This window comes from Pseudomonas sp. DF5 (assembly GCF_058148225.1).
This window is the reverse complement of sequence record NZ_JBYVYM010000042.1, coordinates 12,862-34,212: the sequence shown is the minus strand read 5'-3', so window position 1 is coordinate 34,212 and position 21,351 is coordinate 12,862. Positions and strand designations below refer to the sequence as shown.

Here is a 21,351-nt window from a genome sequence, read left to right as displayed (position 1 = left end):
AGGCGTCAGTCAAAGCACCACAAAACCTCAGACCGCAGCAAACCGCTTATCCAGATAATCAATGATCACCTTGGACTCATACATCCAGGTGGTCTTGCCATCCTCTTCGATGCGCAGGCACGGCACCTTGATCTTGCCGCCTTGCTCCAGCAGGGTTTGGCGATCCTGTTCGCTGTTCTTCGCATCGCGCAAAGCCACTGGAACGTTCAGGCGACGCAGGGTGCGGCGGGTTTTCACGCAGAACGGGCAGGCGTGGAACTGATACAGGGTCAGGTCCTTGGCGGCCGCTTCGACCTGGGCCTGAGCGGCGGCGGGGCGCTGCTTCTTGCCAGGGCGGGTGATGAAGTCGATGAAGATGATCAGTTGGCCGAGGCCGACACGAAGCGCTTTGACGAACACGGTATAAGTCTCTCAGGGCAAACAGAAGGCGCGCAGCTTACCTGATTTTTCGCAGGCGAAAAAAAACCGGCGATCAGTGCCGGTTTTCTTCGTGCTGCGAATTACTTGATCAGGCTGAGAAACTCGCTGCGGGTGGCGGCGTTTTCGCGGAACTCACCGAGCATCACCGAGGTGATCATCGTCGAATTCTGTTTCTCCACACCGCGCATCATCATGCACATGTGCTTGGCCTCGATCACCACCGCCACGCCCAGGGCGCCGGTGACTTGCTGGACCGCGTCGGCGATCTGGCGGCTGAGGTTTTCCTGGATCTGCAGGCGGCGGGCGTACATATCGACGATCCGCGCGACTTTCGACAGTCCCAGTACCTTGCCGCTCGGGATGTAGGCAACGTGCGCCTTGCCGATGAACGGCAGCAGGTGATGCTCGCACAACGAGTAGAGCTCGATGTCCTTGACCAGCACCATCTCGCTGTTGTCGGAGCTGAACAAGGCACCGTTGGTGACCTCTTCCAGCGTCTGTTCATAACCGCGGCAGAGGTACTGCATGGCTTTGGCGGCACGTTTTGGCGTGTCGAGCAGGCCCTCGCGGGACACGTCCTCGCCCAATTGGCCGAGAATCGCGGTGTAATTCTGTTCCAGGGACATGAAACTACCTGTGGGATTTTACGCAAAGGGCAAGGGTACGGTGGCAAACACGGCGCTGCAAGCGTGAAGCGACAGCTTTACTCGTCGCGACCTTCCATCATGGTTCGTTTAAGCATCACGTAAACCGCTCCAGCGCCGCCGTGTTTCGGCTGGCACGAGGTGAAGCCGAGCACCTGTGGATGCTGACGTAGCCAAGTGTTGACGTGACTCTTGATCATCGGCCGCTTGCCGTCCAGACGCACGGCTTTGCCGTGGGTGACGCGTACGCAGCGGATTTCGAATTTGGTTGCTTCAGCCAGAAACGCCCAAAGGGTTTCGCGGGCCTTTTCCACGTTCATGCCATGCAGGTCAAGGCTGCCTTCGAACGGAATCTGTCCGATCTTGAGCTTGCGCATTTGGCTTTCCTGAACACCGTCACGCGCCCACATCAGCTCGTCTTCCGGGCCGACATCAATCACAAACTGATCGGACAGCCCGTCAACGGTGGTCGCATCGGTGCGCACAGTGGCGGCCTGGCGCAGCTTGGCGATTTGCGCGCGATCGGCCTTGGGTTTGCCGGTTTCGGCGCGATCGTGCTTGATCGGCTTGACGCCTTGGATCGCGCTTTTGAACAGGGAAAAATCGTCGTCTTGCATGTCAGCCTCCGCGAAGGGGGGGCAGTTTACCCAAGTCGGAGCGCTATCCATAACAATTGAGGCCCGTCAAAACGCCAGGCCTTTGATTCAGTCGTGTTTTTTCATCAGGTGCGGGGCCATGTTCAGCTCTCGCGACTGGCGCGAACGGCGACGGCAGCGGCGCCACAGCAATACGCCGAGGTACAGCACGAACAGGCCCACCGCCAGAATGATCGCCGAGCCCAGCGGGCTGGCATTCAACTCGCCCAGCGCCGGTGGCCGCCCCAGCAGGCTGGCCGCGCCGGCCATCGCCAGCAATACACCGCACATCGCCAGCAGGGCAGCGAACGCGGCGCCGAAGCGAAATCGCCAGTTGCGTTGGCCCTTGGGCCGCAAGCGGCGTGCATCAAAACCATCGGATAACTTCATTCCGACCTTCCTCAATGGGTATCGGCCCTTCGACCGGGAGTTGACCGGGATGTTCCTGAGGCTAGGGCAATTACGGCAAATGAGAGGCTTTTGCGGATGAGCGGCGGTATGGGCCGCTCATCGACGGTCGATCAGATCAGATCGCGGGTCAGGGCGAGGGTGGCGAAGTTGTCCGCCATGATCGCCATTTCGGTCTGCTGAACCTGCTCGGCGCTGAGGATTGCGCCCTTGCAAGGCAAATCCCGCGTGGCGCAGGCGTCCTCCACCAGGGTGCAGCGAAAGCCCAGGTTCTTCGCCGCACGCACGGTGGTGCTGACGCTGGAGTGACTCATGAAACCGCAAACGATCAGGTCGAGCGAGCCCAGTTGTTGCAGGCGATCGTAGAGTTCGGTGCCGTGAAACGCGCTTGGCAGCAACTTGCCGATGACGGTTTCGCCGCCCTGTGGCTCCAGGCCCAGGATGAACTCACCGCGTTCGCCCTGGGGGTCGAACAGCCCACCGACGGTGCCGAGGTGGCGCACGTGCACGATCGGCCGACCGGCTGCACGGGCAGCGGCCAGCAGGTGTTTGATGTTCGCGACGGCAGCATCCATGCCGCTCAGGGCCAGCGGACCACTGAGGTATTCTTTCTGGGCATCGATGATGACTAGGGTCGCATGACCCAGATTGGCCGCTGCGTAACCACGGCCGCTGAGTTGAAACATCGTTTTTGGAACGGACATTCTGGGGCTCCTTCGGGTGGGGCTTTTGCGGCATTGTCCTCTGGCTGAGCGCTTCTGTGAACCGCTTCCATCGCAGGCACCGCCGTTGCTGGCTCGCAGCCTTGTCAAGATACTCGTTCTGTTCAATAGCTCGCTGAAAAAATAGAAGCGTCCTACATCTGAGCCGGTGTTTTTCCTGCGTCGTCGTGGCGCCTTTTGGCTGTTAGAATCGCCAGTCGTTTTTTCTGGAGTTTACCCCCGTGACCACTTCCCGACTTCGTACCCTGCGTGACCATATCCGTTGGGCCGTCAGCCGCTTCCATGGGGAGGATCTGTTTTTCGGCCATGGGACCGACAACGCCTGGGACGAAGCCCGTCAACTGGTATTGGGTGCGCTGCACTTGCCGTGGGAAATCGCCGACAGCTATCTGGACTGCCGTCTGGAAGACGACGAACTGGCCCATCTGCAAAGTTTGCTCAAGCGTCGCATCGAAGAACGCATTCCGACCGCTTACCTGCTGGGTGAGGCCTGGTTCTGTGGCTTGTCGTTCATTGTCGATGAGCGTGTATTGATCCCGCGTTCGCCGATTGGTGAGCTGATCGAAAAACGTTTCGAGCCGTGGCTGGGTGCCGAACCTGCGCGCATTCTCGACCTGTGCACCGGTTCCGGTTGCATCGGCATCGCCTGTGCCTATGAGTTCCAGAACGCCGAAGTGGTTTTGGCCGACCTGTCGTTCGAAGCGCTGGAGGTGGCTAACCAGAACATCGAGCGCCACGGTGTCGACGAGCGGGTATTCACCGTTCAAGGCGATGGTTTCGATGGCTTGCCGGGGCAACGTTTCGACTTGATCGTGTCGAACCCGCCTTACGTCGATGCGGAAGATTTCGCCGACATGCCGGACGAATATCAACACGAACCCGAGCTGGGCCTGGCCTGTGGCGACGACGGTTTGAACCTGGTGCGCCGGATGCTCGCCGAAGCGGCGGATCATCTGACCGAGAAAGGTTTGTTGATCGTCGAGGTGGGTAACAGCCAGGTTCACGTCGAGGCGTTGTACCCGGAAGTCGATTTCGCCTGGCTGGAGTTCGAGCGCGGTGGGCATGGGGTGTTCATGCTGACAGCGGAGCAGTGCCGCGAGCATCAGGCGCTGTTCGCTTCTTGCGTCTGACCTGAGAAAGCCTTCGCGGGCAAGCCTCGCTCCTACAGGTTTTTTGTGTGCCACATCAATTGGGTACGACACAACACCTGTAGGAGCGAGGCTTGCCCGCGAATGGCGCGCCGCGGATTACGCTATCAACGATGCGTGGCAATCCAGATCAACAACCCCGCCTGAAACACCGCAAACGCCACCAGACACGTAATGGTAAAGCGCAACCCGGCGTCTTCACGCTTGTACTTGCTGACCTTTTCTTCGTGTTTCTTCAGTTTGACTTCCTGTTCCGCCAGGTTTTGCTCGGCTTGCTGAAGCATCTGCGCGGCTTCGAGGATTTCCACCTGTTGCAGCTTTTCGCTGTTCCAGTCACCCAGCAAATCACCGATCTGCACCTCTTTGACACTGCCCTTCAAATGCTGGGCATCGGCGTAGGCCACGTCAAAACCGTGCACCCGCAGAAAGTGGTCGCGGCGCAGGCGCGTGTCTTCGTTCAACGCGTCCTTGTTGTTCAGGTCGGTGCCGTCGACGGTGTAGGCGGGCCATCGTTTCTTTGCCCAAGTGATGCCTTGAGCCGCCATATAGCGCCCGATGCCACGGTTCATCGGCTCGACCTGCAAGCCGCTTTCCGGAGCGAAATGCACGCGTTTGGCGGCGTGATCGACCCACACATCCAGATGATTCTGTTCTTTGCGGACCCGTTGGCCTGGCAGCTTGATGGCCATGCGCAGCAGGCTGTGCTCCTTGCTGTTGCGTTCGGCGTAACCGAATTCGACAAAGCGCAGCGGTCGGCCGCCGGTGTTACGGTCGGTTTGCAACGGCGCCAGGCGGAGCATTTTGTGGTGCTCGACGTGGACGTCCGCCCACGGCAGCTCGACCGCTGGCGGTGTGTCTTTTTCAGCGGTGGAGTCGGGTGAAGTCTGGGTATCAGTCATAACGGCGAGATCCTGTCCAAGCTCTGTTGCCGCCAGTCATAGCGCTGGCGACAAAGGCTTATCGGCCGTTTTTTTCAGGACTGGAGGACAAACAGCGCTTAACTGGGGCGAAGTCCGTCAATAAATCCGAGGATTCGTGCGCCGAGTTCCGCCGCCAGGGGTAATTGCGGATCTTTATAGGAGGCCAATTGCCGCTTCACGTCGTTGGGCACGATACGCAGCACATGGTTCATGCCTTCGATCAGCGCCAGTTCGGCGTCGGGTTTGGCAGCTTTAAGTGCCCTGGCGTCACCCACGCCAACCTGAATGTCGTTGCTGCCTTGAATGATCAGTGCCGGCATCTTCAGTTTGGCGAAAGCGGCCGACGGGTCCTGGCGAAACAGCGAAATCAGGTACGGCTGCACGCTGGGGCGGAAAATCACCTGCAGCTGCGGCGGCACGTTGTCGTCGGTGTGCCCGGCCTTGAGGCTGTCGAGCAGTTCATTGCTGCGCAGCATCAAGGCCGGCGGCAGGCGATTGCTCAACTGCTGGCGCAGCACCTGATCGATCGGCCGGGCGCTGCCGGACATGGAAATCACCGCTGCGGCATTGACGCTGGGTGCCGCCAGGCTGGCGATCAACGCACCTTCACTGTGGCCCAGCAAAATCAGTTGGCCCAGACGCGGATCGGCCTTGAGCTTCTGCCCCCAGGCCACAGCATCGGCCACATAGGCTTCCACCGACAGATTGCGTTCATCCGGTGTGGCCGCAAGGCTCGCCGCCACGCCGCGTTTGTCGTAACGCACACTGGCGATGTTGTGTTTGGCCAGCACCCAGGCCAGCCGTTTGAGGCTGTCGTTGCGCCCGCCGTCGGGGTTGTTTCCGTCACGATCCGTAGGACCGGAGCCGGAAATGATCAGGACAACCGGTACCGGCGTGTCGGACTTGGGTAGCAACAGTGAGCCGAAAAGCTCGCCACTGCCGGTGTCCAGGGTAATCGGGCGTTGCAGGACGGAGGCCTGTACAAAACCGGTAAACAGGGTAAGGCTCAAGGCTAGAACTCGCAGCATCATCACGCCATCATCAACAAGGTGCCGGTTGGACTCGCAGGCACCCATAAGGTTCGAGGATGAACTACTTGGGTAGCCTGCGTATACTGGCGCGCATTACGTATTTTAGGTTCGATTTCACGGAGCGTCCTGCATGTCCGGCAATACCTACGGCAAGCTGTTCACTGTCACCACCGCGGGCGAAAGCCATGGTCCGGCGTTGGTCGCCATTGTCGATGGCTGCCCGCCGGGCCTGGAGATCTCCCTTGAGGACCTGCAGCGCGACCTGGATCGCCGCAAGCCCGGCACCAGCCGCCACACCACCCAGCGCCAGGAAGCCGACGAAGTCGAAATCCTTTCCGGCGTGTTCGAAGGCCGCACCACCGGTTGCGCCATCGGCCTGTTGATCCGCAACACCGACCAGAAGTCCAAGGACTACTCGGCGATCAAGGATCTGTTCCGTCCGGCCCACGCCGACTACACCTACCACCACAAATACGGTGAACGCGATTACCGCGGCGGCGGTCGCAGCTCGGCCCGTGAAACCGCCATGCGCGTAGCCGCCGGCGCGATTGCCAAGAAATACCTGGCCACCCAGGGCATCGTCATTCGTGGCTACATGAGCCAGCTCGGCCCGATCGAAATCCCGTTCAAGACCTGGGATTCGGTGGAAGAGAACGCTTTCTTCAGCCCCGACCCGGACAAAGTACCGGAGCTGGAAGCCTATATGGACCAGTTGCGTCGCGACCAGGATTCGGTCGGCGCGAAGATCACCGTGGTCGCTGAAGGCGTGATGCCGGGCCTCGGCGAGCCGATCTTCGACCGCCTCGACGCCGAACTGGCCCATGCGCTGATGAGCATCAACGCGGTCAAGGGCGTGGAAATCGGCGCCGGTTTTGCCAGCATCGCCCAGCGCGGCACCGAACACCGCGATGAAATGACCCCGGAAGGTTTCCTCAGCAACAACGCCGGCGGCATTCTCGGTGGCATTTCGTCGGGTCAGCCGATCGTTGCGCACCTGGCGCTCAAGCCTACATCGAGCATCACCACGCCGGGCCGTTCCATCGATATCCATGGCAACCCGGTGGAGGTCGTCACCAAGGGCCGTCATGACCCGTGCGTCGGCATCCGCGCCACGCCAATCGCCGAAGCGATGATGGCCATCGTGCTGATGGACCACTTGCTGCGTCACCGCGGGCAGAACGCCGATGTGCGCGTGAGCACTCCGGTGTTGGGGCAGCTTTAATGGCTGATCTGAAAGCCGCTGCAGTCTGATGACGGTGGCGGCGCTCCCGTACTGGCGGCTTTCCAGCTTCTACCTGTTCTATTTCGCCTTGCTCGGTTCGACAGCGCCGTTTCTGGCGCTGTACTTCGATCATCTGGGCTTCAGCGCCGCGCGCATTGGCGAACTGGTGGCGATCCCGATGCTGATGCGCTGCGTGGCACCGAATATCTGGGGCTGGCTCGGTGACTACACCGGGCGACGGCTGGCCATCGTGCGTTTCGGCGCCGCCTGCACCTTGCTGACCTTCTCACTGATTTTCGTCAGCAAAAGCTACGCGTGGCTGGCGATGGTCATGGCCTTGCACGCGTTTTTCTGGCACGCGGTGTTGCCGCAGTTCGAGGTCATCACCCTGGCTCATTTGCGGGGGCAGACGTCGCGCTACAGTCAGATCCGCCTGTGGGGCTCCATCGGTTTCATCATCACCGTGGTGGCGCTGGGCCGATTGTTCGAGTGGCTCAGCCTCGACATTTACCCGGTGGCGCTGGTGCTGATCATGGCCGGGATCGTCGTCAGCAGCTTGTGGGTGCCCAACGCACAACCGGTTCAGGGTGAACGGTTGACGGGGGAGGGATTCCTCCAGCAATTGCGCAGCCCCGGGGTGTTGGCGTTTTACGCGTGCGTGGCGCTGATGCAGATGAGCCACGGGCCGTATTACACCTTTCTGACGTTGCACCTTGAGCGACTCGGTTACAGTCGCGGGCTGATCGGCATGCTCTGGGCGGTCGGCGTGATCGCCGAAGTCTTGATGTTTCTGTTCATGAGCAAGATTCTCGCGCGCTTCTCGGTACGCCGGGTGCTGCTGGCGAGTTTCCTGCTGGCGGCTTTGCGTTGGTTGTTGCTCGGCTCGTTTGCCGAGTTCCTTTGGGTGCTGTTGTTCGCCCAGGTGCTGCACGCCGCCACCTTCGGCAGCTTTCACGCCGCTGCCATCCAGTTCGTGCAACGTAGCTTCGGCGCGCGCCAGCAAGGGCAGGGCCAGGCGTTGTATGCCGCACTGGCCGGCACCGGCGGTGCACTGGGCGCGTTGTATTCCGGCTACAGCTGGAATGCCCTCGGTGCCACATTGACCTTTAGTATTGCCAGCCTCGCAGCCTTTGCCGCTGCCGTTATCATTGCCACACGTATGCAAGAGGACAGGCCATGAGCCTTACCCGTGAACACCTCGCCCAGGAAATCATCGACGCCGGGCGTTTTCTGTATGGCCGCGGCTGGTCGCCGGCCACCAGCAGCAATTACTCGACCCGCCTGTCGCCGACCGAAGCCTTGCTGACCGTGTCCGGCAAGCACAAGGGCCAACTGGGCCCGGACGATGTGCTGGCCACCGACCTGTCGGGCAACAGCCTGGAGCCAGGCAAGAAGCCGTCCGCCGAAACCCTGTTGCACACCCAGCTCTATAGCTGGCGTCCGGAGATCGGCGCGGTGCTGCACACCCATTCGGTGAACGCCACGGTGCTGTCGCGCCTGACGCCGGAAGATTTCATCGAGTTCGAAGACTACGAACTGCAAAAGGCCTTCAGCGGCGTATCGACCCACGAGTCCCGGGTGCGCGTACCGATTTTCGACAACGACCAGGACATTGCGCGGCTGGCCGCCAAGGTGCAGCCTTGGCTCGACGCCCACCCTGATTGCGTCGGCTACCTGATTCGCGGTCATGGCCTCTACACGTGGGGCGCGCGCATGAGCGACGCACTGCGGCAGATCGAGGCTTTTGAATTTTTGTTCGAGTGCGAGTTGAAGACGCGCTCGCTCTTTAACCGTAATGCATGAACTGTTAAGGAGTTGCCCTGATGAGCAGCCTGTCCGTTTACCACGTCTCAAGCCCTGACATTCCGAACAAGGTGCTGACCCACTTTGAAGACATCGCCTCGACCCTGGCCGAGCAGGGCGTGCGTTTCGACCGTTGGCAAGCCGCAGCGAAAATCCAGCCTGGCGCCAGCCAGGAAGAAGTGATCGCCGCGTACCAGGAGCAAATCGACAAGCTGATGACCGAGCGCGGTTACATCACCGTCGATGTGGTCAGCCTGAACAGCGATCACCCGCAAAAAGCCGAGTTGCGTGCCAAGTTTCTCGATGAACACCGTCATGGCGAAGACGAAGTGCGATTTTTCGTCGCTGGCCGTGGCTTGTTCACCCTGCACATCGACGATTACGTGTACGCCGTGCTCTGCGAGAAGAACGACCTGATCTCGGTGCCAGCCGGCACAAAGCACTGGTTCGACATGGGTGAAAACCCGCATTTCGTCGCGATCCGCCTGTTCAACAACCCCGAAGGCTGGGTGGCCAACTTCACCGGCGATGACATCGCCAGCCACTTCCCGTGTCTTGAGGACTGAACCGATGCCGATCAAAGCGATTCTCACCGATATCGAAGGCACCACCAGCGCGGTGAGTTTTGTGTTCGACGTGTTGTTCCCGTACGCGGCTAAACACCTGCCGGACTTCGTTCGCGAAAATGCCGAACGTGCTGACGTCGCCGAACAGCTCGCGGCTGTGCGGCGTGACAGCGGTGAACCACAAGCCGACGTCGAGCGGGTTATCGAAATCCTCTTGGGCTGGATCGCCGAAGACCGCAAGGCCACGCCGCTCAAGGCGTTGCAAGGCATGGTCTGGGAGCAGGGGTACCAGGCCGGGCAGTTGAAGGGCCATGTTTACCCGGACGCCGTTGAAGCGCTGAAACGCTGGCATCAGGAAGGCTATCAACTGTTTGTTTATTCCTCTGGGTCGATTCAGGCGCAAAAACTGATTTTCGGTTGCTCGGAGGCGGGGGATCTGTCGCCACTGTTCAGTGGCTATTTCGACACCACTTCGGGGCCCAAGCGCGAAGCACAGTCCTACCAGCGCATCACCCAGACGATTGGCGTCGAGGCTTCGCAGATTCTGTTTCTGTCCGACATCGTTCAGGAACTGGACGCGGCGCGTATGGCCGGCATGGCAACCTGTGGCCTGGCCCGTGAAGGCGGGGAGTTGGCAGGGCATGTAACGGTGGACAGTTTTGCGCGGATCAGTCCTTCTGCCCTGTAAACCCCAGAACCTGTAGGCGCAGAGCTTGCTCGCGAAGTTGGCAGGGCATGTAACGGTGGACAGTTTTGCGCGGATCAGTCCTTCTGCCCTGTAAACCCCAGAACCTGTAGGAGCAGAGCTTGCTCGCGAAGGCGGCAGGTCAGTCAACATTAATGTCGCCTGACACTCCGCTTTCGCGAGCAAGCTCTGCTCCTACAGGGGATTGCGTGACGATTTACGCCGAGTGATAGGTCGGCAGTGCGAACCGTTGCTGGCTTTGCAGCATGGAAATCTGTGGTAGTTCGCTGGCCTGTTCGGCGACGTCACGGCGAATCGCGCTGATGACCCATGACAGTTGATCGCCGGCATGCAATTGCTGGTAGGAAATCGAACGTTTGAAAACTTTGCCTTCGTGACTGCGCAGGGTCAGCAGAATGCCGCCATCTGGCCGGGGCTGGGTGGTCACTTGGAAGTTGGAGAACAGCGACGCAAATTTTTCCTGGATCAGGCTCATGTCTATCAGCTCCATTTTGTGCTTGAAGGGCAACATGGAGGGGTAGTTGCAGTGATTGTGCCAGTACCTGACTTCTTAAAAATACATATAAATCAATTGGTTATATTTTTAGGATTTTTTGGCTTTCGTGCAATTTGCATGAATGGCCATCGTGCATCCTGCATTTTGCATTTTGCGAGATCGTCGACAACTGGACGGAACCAATCGCAACGGCGGAGTTCCGCTTTGCGAAAGCTTCGGCCGTGGATACAAAACATTGCAAAAACCGCGTGTACAGCTCAAGAAGCCCTGACGTATTTTCGGCCTCAATCAACGCCACCCGACAATAAAAAGATCGAACGGGAGCAACCATGAGCCGCACGCTGCACGACACGATTACCTGGGGCATGATGCTCCGCAAGCTGCCTTCCATTGCCAAAGCCATCCCCCGCGTGGTGAAGGGCATGAAAGTCGCCAACGTCAAGGATCCGACCCAACCGTGTGGTCTCGGCTGGAGCTTCGAGCAGGCGACGTTGCGCAATCCCGATGGCCCGGCATTGCTGCAGGGCGACGTGATACTCACTTATGCACAGGTCAATCAGTGGGCCAACCGCATCGCCCATCACCTGATTGCCCAAGGCATCGGCAAGGGCGATGTGGTCGCGGTCTTTATCGAGAACCGTGTGGAACTGTTGGTGACGATATTGGCGGTGGCCAAGGTCGGTGCGATCAGCGCCTTGCTGAATACCTCCCAGACCCGCGATACCCTGGTTCATAGCCTGAACCTGGTGGCACCTGTAGCGATCGTAGTTGGAGAAGAGCTGGTTCCGGCCTTCAATGCGGTCCGCGAGCGGGTGGTCATCGATGCGGCGCGCACCTGGTTTGTCGCCGATCAAGACACTTACCGCGATCCGGGCAAAACACCCGATGGCTTCATTAACCTGATGGCAGCCAGCTGCGACGCGCCCAATGACAATCCCGTCAGCAGCCGGCAGGTCTTTTTCGACGACCCTTGTTTCTATATCTACACCTCGGGCACCACCGGGTTGCCCAAGGCCGGGGTGTTCAAGCACGGTCGCTGGATGCGCAGCTCCGCCAGCTTCGGGCTGATCGCCCTGGACATGCAGCCGCAGGACGTCGTCTATTGCACCTTGCCGCTGTACCACGCCACAGGGCTCTGCGTGTGCTGGGGCTCGGCGATCAGCGGGGCGTCGGGGTTTGCCATTCGCCGAAAATTCAGCGCCAGCCAGTTCTGGAGCGACGTGCGCAAATACCGGGCGACCACCCTCGGGTACGTCGGCGAATTGTGTCGCTACCTGGTGGATCAACCGCGCAGCGTCGACGACAGTCGGCACAGCGTGACGAAGATGATCGGCAATGGCCTGCGCCCCGGCGCGTGGAGCGAGTTCAAGACGCGGTTTGCCGTCGACCACATCTGCGAGCTGTACGCCGCCAGCGATGGCAATATCGGCTTCACCAACATCCTCAACTTCGACAACACCATTGGCTTTTCCCTGATGGCCTGGGAGCTGGTGGCGTACGACCACGACAGCGGTGCCCCCACGCGGGATGCCAAGGGGTTCATGCGCAAAGTGGCCAAGGGCGAGCAGGGGCTGTTGTTGGCGAGGATCGATGACAAGGCGCCTCTGGACGGCTACACCGATCCGCAGAAGACCGCAAAAGTGGTGCTCCACGATGTGTTCGTGAAGGGCGACCGTTACTTCAATACCGGTGACCTGCTGCGCAACATCGGTTTCGGTCACGCGCAGTTTGTCGATCGTCTGGGGGACACCTACCGCTGGAAGGGCGAAAACGTCTCTACCACCGAGGTCGAGAACATCCTGTTGCAACACCCGCACATCGCCGAAGCCGTGGCCTATGGTGTGGAAATCCACAACACCAACGGGCGGGCGGGGATGGCGGCCATTACACCGGCCGAATCCCTGGCGACCCTCGATTTTGGTGAGTTGCTGGCGTTCGCCAGGCAGCAAATGCCGGCCTATGCGGTGCCGCTATTCCTGCGGGTGAAAGTGAAAATGGAAACCACCGGGACCTTCAAATACCAGAAGACCCGGCTCAAGGACGAAGCTTTCGACCCGAGCAAAACTGGCGGTGACCCGATCTACGCCTGGCTGCCGGGCACCGAGACTTACGTGCAAGTCACCGAGCAGGTGCTGGCGGATATTCGCGGTGGCAGGTATCGCTATTGAATCTGGCTATGACTGTCCATGAGAAAAAACAAGTGACAGGCTCCGGGCTGCTCGGGAAACTATCGGCTTTCCGATTGACCGAATGTGGAGTCCCCAATGTCAGACAAAAGCCGCCAGATGACCCCCGAAGAGGCTGCTGAATTTGCCGAACAGGTGTTCAACAAAGCGCGCGAGGGCGATGCAGCCATGATGGCTGCGCTACTGACCAAGGGCCTTCCGCCGAACCTGCGCAACCACAAGGGCGACACTTTGCTGATGCTCGCCGCCTATCACGGCCATGTCGACACGGTAAAAGTCCTGCTCGAACACAAGGCTGATCCCGAGATTCGCAACGACAACGGCCAGAGCCCGATTGCCGGTGCGGCGTTCAAGGGTGATCTGGCAGTGGTCAAAGCGTTGGTGGAAGGTGGCGCTGAAGTGGAAGGTTCGTCCTTCGACGGTCGCACTGCGCTGATGATGGCGGCGATGTTCAACCGCGTCGAAATCATCGACTACCTGATCAGCAAAGGCGCCGACCCGGCAGCCAAGGACGCCAATGGCGTGTCTGCGCTGGACGCGGCCAAGACCATGGGCGCGGCGGATACCACGGCTCAGCTGCAAAAACTCCTGGCCTGATTCGGGCTTTTGTGGCGAGGGAGCTTGTCGGATCGCCGCACCGTCCCGCTCGGCTGCGAAGCAGTCGTAAACTCGGCGAATGCGGTCTATCTGAATGACCACGATGGCGGATTTTGGGGCTGCTTCGCAACCCAGCGGGAGCAAGCCCCCTCGCCACAGGTTCCTGCCTGGTCCCGCAATCCGTTTGCGAATGCGTTATCCTTCGCGCCCTCAAAATTCCCTCGCTACAGGATCCACCTCATGAAAGCCGCACTCGTCGAACTCATCAGCAAAATCAGCTCCGGGTGCATGGGCGAGGACGAAATCCTGAAAATCGCTGACGAAGCGGCTCAGGCCTACGCCAATCCCGAGGCTTTTCTAGCGGCCAATCCAGATATCAACTACGACGACACCTTTCCGATCCCGCTGGGCGAGTGGGTCGTCGTTGGCAGTCTGCCGGAAACCGTACTGTTCCAGGCCGACACCTACATGGACCTGTTCGCACAGATCGTCGCCTCGTTCGGCCCCGGCGTTGAGTTCAACATCAAGCCCAAGCAACTGGCCAAGACCGAAGCCTTGACGGCACTCAATCGTATTCAGGTGCAGATGAGCAGCCTGAACAAGGAAAACGGCGGCTACACCTTGATGAATTTCAGCCAGCTGCTCGACGATGAACTGCAAGTGGTGCTGGTCTACGGCAACGACGTGCCACGGGTGTTGGAGTTGTGCGCCGAAGTCGGCATCGCCGCCGCGCCCTCCCTGGAAGCCCTGAAGGTGGCCGTCCACGTCTGAAACCGTCTACAACGGTAATAAAACGGAACCCTCGCCAGGCCCGACTATCCTAAGAGTGCCTACCACTTTTCGGGAGCGACACCATGGGTTCCACGTTCAACACTCTGATCGGCCTGATCATTTTTGCCCTGGACATTTGGGCCATCATCAATGTGCTTAAAAGTGGCGCCGAAGTCGGGATGAAAGTCCTCTGGGTGCTGTTGATCCTGTTGCTGCCGGTGCTGGGCCTGATCATCTGGGCCATCGCCGGGCCAAGAGGCGATGTGCGGATCTGACGATCTTCATGGTAGGAGCGAGGCTTTCCCGCGAAAGGATCGCTGCGGTGTACCTGATAGACCGAGTCATCGTTCTTCGCGGGCAAGCCTCGCTCCTACCGGTGTGTGCATCAGAAGGTTCGACCTGTCATGTTCCGCGACGTAGAATGCGCGCCTTTCCCGGTCAATCGAGGCGATCGATTGGCCATCATGGGCGGGTAACCGTCCGTTGCCACCCGCATTCATCGGAGCACTTCCCATGAGCAATACCCCAACCAGCGAGTACCTGGAAACCCTCTACGAAGGCTATGGCCAGCGTTTTCGCATGGAAAAACTGCTGCACGAAGTGCGCACCGAACACCAGCACCTGGTGATCTTCGAAAACCCGCGCATGGGCCGGGTGATGGCGCTGGACGGCGTGATCCAGACCACCGAAGCCGACGAGTTCATCTACCACGAAATGCTCACCCACGTGCCGATCCTCGCCCATGGCACCGCCAAGCGCGTGCTGATCATCGGTGGTGGCGACGGCGGCATGCTGCGTGAAGTGGCCAAGCACCGCAGTGTCGAGCACATCACCATGGTCGAGATCGACGGCACCGTGGTCGACATGTGCAAGGAATTCCTGCCGAACCACTCCAAGGGTGCGTTCGATGATCCACGCTTGAACCTGGTGATCGACGACGGCATGCGTTTCGTCGCCACCACTACCGAAAAGTTCGACGTGATCATTTCCGACTCCACCGACCCGATCGGTCCGGGCGAAGTGCTGTTCTCCGAAAACTTCTACCAGGCGTGCCGCCGCTGCTTGAACGAAGGCGGCATTCTGGTGACCCAGAACGGCACCCCGTTCATGCAAATCGAAGAAGTCAAAACCACCGCCGGTCGCCTGCGCAGCCTGTTCCCGGACTGGCACTTCTATCAGGCGGCCGTGCCGACCTACATCGGCGGCGCGATGACCTTTGCCTGGGGCGCGACCGATACCGCCTATCGCAAATTGTCCCGCGAAACCCTGCAACAGCGTTTCGCCGGCAGCGGCATCATCACCCGCTACTACAACCCGGAAATCCACATCGGTGCCTTTGCCTTGCCGCAGTATGTGTTGCAAGCGGTGAATAAACCCAGCAACGACTAAATCCTGCGCGTAACCCCTGTGGGAGCGGGCTTGCTCGCGAAGGCAGTCTTTCAGTCGATAGATATGTCGACTGACACACCGCTTTCGCGAGCAAGCCCGCTCCCTCAGGTTTTGTTTTTTACAGGCTGGCGGGGTGTAATCGGTTTGAACGATCGGTCAGGACAAAAGTCCAGATAGATGTAGGCCCATCCATGGGTTTTATCGAGGAGGCACCGATGCAAAAGTGGAAAATCACTTTCGTGGATGATCACGGTGAAACAGTCGACGAACTCTTCGAGTGCGAGGAATGCCCGAATAGCGAGCAGGCCGCCAAACTCATTCGTGCCCGGCGCCTGCCGGTCGCTGCTGAACTTGATCTCAATGATCTGGAGGGGCGTACTGCTGATCCGACTGTCAAAAGTCTGAAATCCCAAAACAGCATTGAAATCCTCAGCATTACTCCAATTTGATACATCTCCTGTCACATTCACCACCAGGCCTTGGCAGCGGCTCTGTGTTGAGGCTACTCTGCAACCGAGATCAGCGAATGACTCGCTAAGGTCTGGTCTTGTCAGCTACATGCTTGTTTCCCGGCGGCAACCTCTGTTGTCGTATCGCTTTCATCAATCGATTGAAAGTGCAGGGAATACGGAAAGTCTATCCATCAGTCTGAGGGGGACGTTTCATGAGCACAGCCTATCAAGAAGACATCAGCAGCAGCGTGCTGCGCCGCATGAAAGAAGGCGGTTTCGACTTTTCACGATTCCATCCCATCGAGTTCTACGCCATTTTCCCGGACGAGGAGCGGGCACGCAGGGCGGCGGGTCATTTTTGTGGTGAATCCTTGAATGCCCAGATCAGCGTGCGTGACGATGGCGCGTGGTCTCTGGAACTGAGCAAAGTGATGTACGCCACTTACGACGGGATCGGCGACTTTGAGCAGAACTTCGAGGCGGTGGTCGAGCCTCTGGGCGGCATCATCGAGGGATGGGGCGTCAAACAGGAGATACGAGGGCTACTCGCATAAGCTTATGAACAGCAACAATACTCAGCAACGGCTGACCTTCGGGTCGGCCGTTTTCGTTTGTGGGTTTGGAAAGTGTTTTTTGACCTTGCTTTTATTTCACAACATTTCAAACAGGCTAAAAAAAACCGCCTGATCAGGCGGCTAAAAGGGAAGTCCGGTCATTTTTCCAGCGAATGCACGGATTATCCGCATCTCCCTCCCGAGCAGTGAAATCAACTCTGACTATGCTGCTGATAGGCGACAGCATTGCTTCGCCATGAAGCGGGGGCGATCAGGGTGGGGCAATTACCGCACAGGATTGGTGCGGTGCGTGCGGCAGCATTATCCAACTGGTTGATATCAAAGCGTTTCTGCCGATGGCACGGGCCTTGCGAAGGCCTGGATGTCCGGGTGACAAGGAGTACGGCATGATCCGCACCTATTTTGACGAGATGTACGATGCCGGCGGCCAGGTCCGCCCGCATTATCGGGAGTTTGCCCGTTGGCTGGCCGAAACGCCTGACGAGCTTTTGGCACAACGGCGACGCGAGGCCGATCTGTTATTTCATCGCGCCGGGATTACCTTCACGCTCTATGGTGATGAGCAGGGGACAGAGCGCCTGATTCCCTTCGACACCATTCCCCGCAGCATCCCCGCCAGTGAATGGCGGGTCGTCGAACGCGGCTGCATTCAGCGGGTCAAGGCATTGAACATGTTCCTTGCCGACCTCTATCACGAGCAGCGCATCATCAAGGCCGGCATCATCCCGGCCGAGCAAGTGCTGGCCAACGAGCAATACCAGTTGGCGATGCAGGGGCTGGATCTGCACCGCGATATCTATTCGCACATTTCCGGCGTCGACCTGGTGCGCGATGGCGACGGCACGTACTACGTGCTTGAAGACAACCTGCGTACCCCCAGCGGCGTGAGCTACATGCTCGAAGACCGCAAAATGATGATGCGCCTGTTCCCCGAGTTGTTCGCGGCCCAGCGCATCGCTCCGATCGACCACTACCCGAATCTGTTGCTCGACACCCTGAAAAGCTCCAGCCCGATCGACAACCCGAGCGTGGTGGTGCTGACGCCGGGGCGTTTCAACAGTGCGTTTTTCGAGCATGCGTTCCTCGCTCGGGAAATGGGCGTTGAACTGGTGGAAGGCGCCGACCTGTTCGTGCGCGACGACAAGGTGTTCATGCGCACCACGGACGGGCCGAAAGCGGTCGACGTGATCTACCGTCGCCTCGATGATGCGTTCCTCGATCCACTGGCGTTCAACCCCGATTCGATGCTTGGCGTTCCAGGGCTGCTGTCGTCTTACCGCTCCGGCAATGTGGTGCTGGCGAATGCCATCGGCACCGGGGTCGCGGACGACAAGTCGGTGTATCCCTTCGTCACGGACATGATTCGTTTCTACCTCGATGAAGAGCCGATCCTGAAGAACGTGCCGACGTGGCAGTGTCGTAATCCTTCTGAATTGTCCCACGTGCTGGCCAACCTTCCGGAGCTGGTGGTCAAGGAAACCCAAGGCTCCGGTGGTTACGGAATGCTGGTGGGGCCGGCGGCGACGGCGGCGGAAATCGAGTCTTTCCGCGAGCGGATCAAAGCCAAGCCCCACGCGTACATCGCGCAACCGACGTTATCGTTGTCGACCTGTCCGACCTTTGTCGAAAACGGCATCGCTCCGCGCCACATCGACCTGCGTCCGTTCGTATTGTCTGGTCGCGAAACCCGGGTTGTGCCCGGCGGTTTGACCCGTGTCGCCTTGCGTGAAGGCTCCCTGGTGGTGAATTCCTCCCAGGGCGGCGGAACCAAGGACACCTGGGTGGTCGAGGATTGAAGGAAGCCTGCCATGTTAAGTAGAACTGCCTCGGATCTGTATTGGATGTCGCGTTACCTGGAGCGGGCGGAAAACCTCGCACGGATGCTCGACATCAGTTATTCGCTGTCGCTGATGCCCCAGGACGGTCGTGGCGACGGCTTGCACGAACTGGCCATGCCGTTGCTGATCACCGGCACCCTGGACGATTACCTGGCGCGCCACGGCGATCTGCATGCCGAACGGCTGCTGCATTTTTTCGCCTTGGACGCGGCCAACCCGGCGAGCATCTACAGCTGCCTCGGTGCCGCGCGAGCCAGCGCCCATGCGGTGCGTGGGCGAATCACCGCCGACATGTGGGAAAACATCAACGCCACCTGGCTGGAAATTCGCGGGATCGCCGAGCAGGGCTTGAGTCGCTACGGCATGAGCCGTTTCTGTGAGTGGATCAAGGAACGTTCCCACCTGTTCCGCGGCGCTTCCTACGGCACGATCATGCGTAACGACGCGTTCCGCTTCATTCGCCTGGGCACCTTTGTCGAAAGGGCCGACAACACCTTGCGCCTGCTCGATGCCCGTTACGAAATGGCCGGCGATCAGGCCGCAGCGGTCAGCGACGGCACGGCCCACGCCTATTACCAGTGGAGCGCCTTGCTGCGGGCCTTGTCGTCGTTCGAGGCCTACACCGAAATCTACCGCGACGCCCCCGGCGCCCGGCATGTGGCCGAGCTGTTGTTGCTGCGCGCCGACGTGCCGCGATCCCTGCGAGCCTGCACCGAAGAGATCGACCAGATTCTCGCTCAACTGCCGGGGGCCAACGGCCGTCCCGCACAACGCCTGGCGGCGGAAATGGACGCGCGCCTGCGCTACACCGGTATCAACGAAATCCTCGAAGAAGGCCTGCACGCCTGGCTGACCGAGTTCATCCCGCTGGTGCGCCAGTTGGGCAATGCCATACACAGTTCCTATCTGGAGGCTGCATGAGACTTTCCATTAGCCACGAGACCGCCTATCACTACGAAGATCAGGTGCGGGCGAGCATCCAGTACCTGCGACTGACACCCCACGACAGCGAGCGCCAGCACGTGCTGAGCTGGCAACTCGACCTGCCGCGCCCGGTGCGTGCGCAACTCGATCCGTTCGGCAACATCCTGCATGTGCTGACCCTGGACGAGCCGCATGAGGCGATCATCATCGGCGCCCGTGGCCAGGTCGACATCGACGAGCTGCGCGAAGCCGAGCACGAGAGCCAGTCGGCGCTGCCGTTCTTGCGCTTCACGCGCCTGACCGAAGCCGACGAAGCCTTGCGTGCATTCGCCGAGAAGGCGTGCAAACAACGGCGGGATCGCACGGCGCTGATCGATTTGATGCATGGCTTGAACCAGCACATGACCTACACACCGGGTTCCACTGAAGTGGAGACCAGCGCCGCGCAAGCTTTCGCCGGGCGTTCCGGGGTCTGCCAGGACCATACCCATGCGTTTCTCGCCTGCGCCCGCAGCCTGGGCATTCCCTCGCGTTATGTGTCGGGGTATTTGTACAGCGAGAACAGCGAGCACTTGGCCAGTCACGCCTGGGCGGAAGCCTGGCTGGATGACGCCTGGTACAGCTTCGACGTGACCAACGAACTGGCCCGCCCTGAGCGCCACCTGAAACTGGCCGTGGGCCTGGACTACCTCGACGCCTGCCCGGTGCGCGGCATGCGTCGTGGCGGCGGGTACGAGCAGATGCATGCCAAGGTGTTTGTCTCGCCAACGCCTGCGCCGGTGATCTCCGTCCAACAGCAGTAGCAGTCATTCATTGTGGCGAGGGAGCTTGCTCCCGCCGGCCGATCCGCGACCGGGCGCAGCAGTCGCAAACCCGGCGAATGCGGTTTGCCTGACGGATCGCGTCGCCTGATTTGAGGGCCGCTTCGCGCCCCAGCGGGAGCGAGCTCCCTCGCCACAGGTGGGTGTTTACTTGGTCGAAGACACCTTGCGTCCCGCCATGTGCTTCAAATACCCCACCAACAACTCCAGATCCCTCTCCGGCAATACCGTCGGCGAGAACGCGGGCATCTTCGCCTGCGGCCACTGGCGCAAACTCTGCGGATCACGAATGTAACGCTTGAGGAAATCCGCGCCGAAATACTCGGTCGGGTTGAACGGAATATTCAGGTCCGGTCCGAATTGCGCGTCCCCCGCGCCATTGAGTCGATGGCAGGCCAGGCAGTTTTTCTGAAACAGCGCAAAGCCTTTGTTCACCGGATGGTCCGCCTTCAGCGCGGGATCGGGGAGCAGGGCAGGGAAGCGCTCGGCCACCGGGGCCATGCGTTTGATACTCGCGACCTCGAACGGCCATTGTTCGGGGCTGATATTGCCCGCCTGCGGATCGGTCCAGACCAGGTAGAACGGCCCGGCACTGTGCTTGCCCTCGGACAGTGGCGGCCACGGCTTGGCCGGGTCTTCAATCGCCAGCCAGGCCCGCGCGCCCTGGGTATTGAGCAACGGCGCGGCGGCCAGTTCGGCGGCAAAACCGTCCAGGGCCACGGCTTGCAAGTGGTCGTCAGGCTTGATGCCCGTCAACAACGCCGCCATTGGTACGGCGCGATAGCTCATGTCCCGTTTGTAGGAAACGTCGTTGGTGATCGTGATGGGCTGAACCTGAGGATGCTTGAGCAATTCCTCGGTCTGCCAGGTGCGAGAACTTGCACCCAGCTCAAGATTCAGCTGTGCGGCAGACAGAGGCGTGCTGAGCAGCAAGGCCCCAAACAGAATGAGCGCTTTCAAATGATCGTCGTCCATGTCGTGGAAGTGCCGCAAAGGTTGGCACAGCCAATCAGGCCCGGATAGCGAGCCAGTCACATTTTTATCGGGTGTAATGAAAACCCCCGCTGCTCGATCAGC

Annotated in this window: 25 protein-coding genes; 16 read left to right on the top strand and 9 right to left on the bottom strand. The window is 59.8% G+C overall.

Features of this window, described 5'->3' with window-relative positions:
* Positions 1–27: 27 nt before the first annotated feature.
* From AC30D7_RS27575 to AC30D7_RS27555, 5 genes are all read right to left on the bottom strand, one after another.
* Positions 28–399 (bottom strand): glutathione S-transferase N-terminal domain-containing protein, encoded by a 372-nt coding sequence (locus AC30D7_RS27575; protein ID WP_490136184.1) that lies wholly within the window; start codon positions 397–399, stop codon positions 28–30.
* 101 nt (positions 400–500) lie between these two features.
* The gene (folE, locus tag AC30D7_RS27570) at positions 501–1,046 is read right to left on the bottom strand and encodes a GTP cyclohydrolase I FolE (protein ID WP_007988130.1); all 546 of its coding nucleotides are present in this window, start codon (positions 1,044–1,046) and stop codon (positions 501–503) included.
* A gap of 77 nt (positions 1,047–1,123) precedes the next feature.
* On the bottom strand, positions 1,124–1,681 hold the full coding sequence (locus AC30D7_RS27565) for a Smr/MutS family protein (RefSeq protein ID WP_008005647.1): 558 nt from the start codon (positions 1,679–1,681) through the stop codon (positions 1,124–1,126).
* Between the two features lie 87 nt (positions 1,682–1,768).
* Positions 1,769–2,089, bottom strand: a complete 321-nt coding sequence (locus tag AC30D7_RS27560; RefSeq protein ID WP_490136183.1) for a hypothetical protein — start codon at positions 2,087–2,089, stop codon at positions 1,769–1,771.
* Positions 2,090–2,220: 131 nt separating this feature from the next.
* Entirely contained in the window at positions 2,221–2,811 is a 591-nt protein-coding gene (locus AC30D7_RS27555; RefSeq protein ID WP_490136182.1) for a cysteine hydrolase family protein, read from the bottom strand.
* A 239-nt stretch (positions 2,812–3,050) separates the two neighbouring features.
* On the opposite strand from AC30D7_RS27555, the gene prmB reads away from it, so the two are divergent.
* On the top strand, positions 3,051–3,959 hold the full coding sequence (gene prmB / locus AC30D7_RS27550; RefSeq protein ID WP_490136181.1) for a 50S ribosomal protein L3 N(5)-glutamine methyltransferase: 909 nt from the start codon (positions 3,051–3,053) through the stop codon (positions 3,957–3,959).
* A 125-nt stretch (positions 3,960–4,084) separates the two neighbouring features.
* Here the strand turns inward: prmB and AC30D7_RS27545 are convergent, their stop codons facing one another.
* Both AC30D7_RS27545 and AC30D7_RS27540 read right to left on the bottom strand, forming a co-directional pair.
* On the bottom strand, positions 4,085–4,876 hold the full coding sequence (locus tag AC30D7_RS27545) for a hypothetical protein (protein WP_490136180.1): 792 nt from the start codon (positions 4,874–4,876) through the stop codon (positions 4,085–4,087).
* 98 nt (positions 4,877–4,974) lie between these two features.
* Positions 4,975–5,973: an alpha/beta hydrolase gene (locus AC30D7_RS27540; RefSeq protein ID WP_490136179.1), complete on the bottom strand. Its 999-nt coding sequence runs from the start codon at positions 5,971–5,973 to the stop codon at positions 4,975–4,977.
* Positions 5,974–6,058: 85 nt separating this feature from the next.
* Between AC30D7_RS27540 and aroC the strand changes: the two genes are divergently transcribed.
* Genes aroC through mtnC form a run of 5 tightly spaced genes read left to right on the top strand, consistent with a single transcriptional unit; the run spans position 6,059 to position 10,207 of the window.
* Positions 6,059–7,150, top strand: a complete 1,092-nt coding sequence (gene aroC, locus AC30D7_RS27535) for a chorismate synthase (RefSeq protein ID WP_007940813.1) — start codon at positions 6,059–6,061, stop codon at positions 7,148–7,150.
* A gap of 28 nt (positions 7,151–7,178) precedes the next feature.
* Positions 7,179–8,330, top strand: coding sequence for an MFS transporter (locus AC30D7_RS27530; RefSeq protein ID WP_490136178.1), 1,152 nt, complete (start codon positions 7,179–7,181; stop codon positions 8,328–8,330).
* Positions 8,327–8,953, top strand: a complete 627-nt coding sequence (locus tag AC30D7_RS27525; protein WP_019579710.1) for a methylthioribulose 1-phosphate dehydratase — start codon at positions 8,327–8,329, stop codon at positions 8,951–8,953. The genes AC30D7_RS27530 and AC30D7_RS27525 overlap by 4 nt, the downstream gene beginning before the upstream one ends.
* Positions 8,954–8,973: 20 nt before the next feature.
* Complete coding sequence (locus tag AC30D7_RS27520; RefSeq protein ID WP_018925203.1) at positions 8,974–9,519, top strand: 1,2-dihydroxy-3-keto-5-methylthiopentene dioxygenase; 546 nt, start codon at positions 8,974–8,976, stop codon at positions 9,517–9,519.
* A 4-nt stretch (positions 9,520–9,523) separates the two neighbouring features.
* Positions 9,524–10,207 carry an acireductone synthase gene (gene mtnC, locus AC30D7_RS27515; protein ID WP_490136177.1) on the top strand — a complete coding sequence of 228 codons (684 nt, stop codon included), beginning with the start codon at positions 9,524–9,526 and terminating at the stop codon, positions 10,205–10,207.
* A gap of 214 nt (positions 10,208–10,421) precedes the next feature.
* Here the strand turns inward: mtnC and AC30D7_RS27510 are convergent, their stop codons facing one another.
* On the bottom strand, positions 10,422–10,700 hold the full coding sequence (locus AC30D7_RS27510) for a DUF3509 domain-containing protein (protein ID WP_490136176.1): 279 nt from the start codon (positions 10,698–10,700) through the stop codon (positions 10,422–10,424).
* Between the two features lie 350 nt (positions 10,701–11,050).
* Here AC30D7_RS27510 and AC30D7_RS27505 point away from each other — a divergent pair, with 350 nt between their 5' ends.
* The 10 genes from AC30D7_RS27505 (at position 11,051) to AC30D7_RS27460 (ending at position 20,256) form a co-directional block, all read left to right on the top strand.
* Entirely contained in the window at positions 11,051–12,889 is a 1,839-nt protein-coding gene (locus AC30D7_RS27505) for a long-chain-acyl-CoA synthetase (protein ID WP_490136175.1), read from the top strand.
* Between the two features lie 96 nt (positions 12,890–12,985).
* Positions 12,986–13,504 (top strand): ankyrin repeat domain-containing protein, encoded by a 519-nt coding sequence (locus tag AC30D7_RS27500; RefSeq protein WP_105339695.1) that lies wholly within the window; start codon positions 12,986–12,988, stop codon positions 13,502–13,504.
* A 240-nt stretch (positions 13,505–13,744) separates the two neighbouring features.
* Positions 13,745–14,275 (top strand): hypothetical protein, encoded by a 531-nt coding sequence (locus AC30D7_RS27495; RefSeq protein WP_490136174.1) that lies wholly within the window; start codon positions 13,745–13,747, stop codon positions 14,273–14,275.
* An 83-nt stretch (positions 14,276–14,358) separates the two neighbouring features.
* Positions 14,359–14,550 carry a PLDc N-terminal domain-containing protein gene (locus AC30D7_RS27490; protein ID WP_019579715.1) on the top strand — a complete coding sequence of 64 codons (192 nt, stop codon included), beginning with the start codon at positions 14,359–14,361 and terminating at the stop codon, positions 14,548–14,550.
* Positions 14,551–14,788: 238 nt separating this feature from the next.
* Complete coding sequence (speE, locus tag AC30D7_RS27485; RefSeq protein WP_205889622.1) at positions 14,789–15,664, top strand: polyamine aminopropyltransferase; 876 nt, start codon at positions 14,789–14,791, stop codon at positions 15,662–15,664.
* A gap of 215 nt (positions 15,665–15,879) precedes the next feature.
* The gene (locus AC30D7_RS27480) at positions 15,880–16,113 is read left to right on the top strand and encodes a hypothetical protein (protein WP_490136173.1); all 234 of its coding nucleotides are present in this window, start codon (positions 15,880–15,882) and stop codon (positions 16,111–16,113) included.
* 215 nt (positions 16,114–16,328) lie between these two features.
* The gene (locus tag AC30D7_RS27475; RefSeq protein ID WP_490136172.1) at positions 16,329–16,670 is read left to right on the top strand and encodes a ribonuclease E inhibitor RraB; all 342 of its coding nucleotides are present in this window, start codon (positions 16,329–16,331) and stop codon (positions 16,668–16,670) included.
* Between the two features lie 407 nt (positions 16,671–17,077).
* Positions 17,078–18,487, top strand: a complete 1,410-nt coding sequence (locus tag AC30D7_RS27470) for a circularly permuted type 2 ATP-grasp protein (RefSeq protein ID WP_007902187.1) — start codon at positions 17,078–17,080, stop codon at positions 18,485–18,487.
* Positions 18,488–18,499: 12 nt separating this feature from the next.
* The gene (locus tag AC30D7_RS27465) at positions 18,500–19,450 is read left to right on the top strand and encodes an alpha-E domain-containing protein (RefSeq protein ID WP_490136171.1); all 951 of its coding nucleotides are present in this window, start codon (positions 18,500–18,502) and stop codon (positions 19,448–19,450) included.
* A complete protein-coding gene (locus AC30D7_RS27460; RefSeq protein ID WP_490136170.1) occupies positions 19,447–20,256 on the top strand; it encodes a transglutaminase family protein in 810 nt (269 codons plus the stop codon). Before AC30D7_RS27465 ends, AC30D7_RS27460 begins: the two co-directional genes overlap by 4 nt.
* A gap of 165 nt (positions 20,257–20,421) precedes the next feature.
* Here AC30D7_RS27460 and AC30D7_RS27455 read toward each other — a convergent pair whose 3' ends face one another.
* On the bottom strand, positions 20,422–21,249 hold the full coding sequence (locus tag AC30D7_RS27455) for a c-type cytochrome (RefSeq protein WP_490136169.1): 828 nt from the start codon (positions 21,247–21,249) through the stop codon (positions 20,422–20,424).
* Positions 21,250–21,351 lie beyond the last annotated feature (102 nt).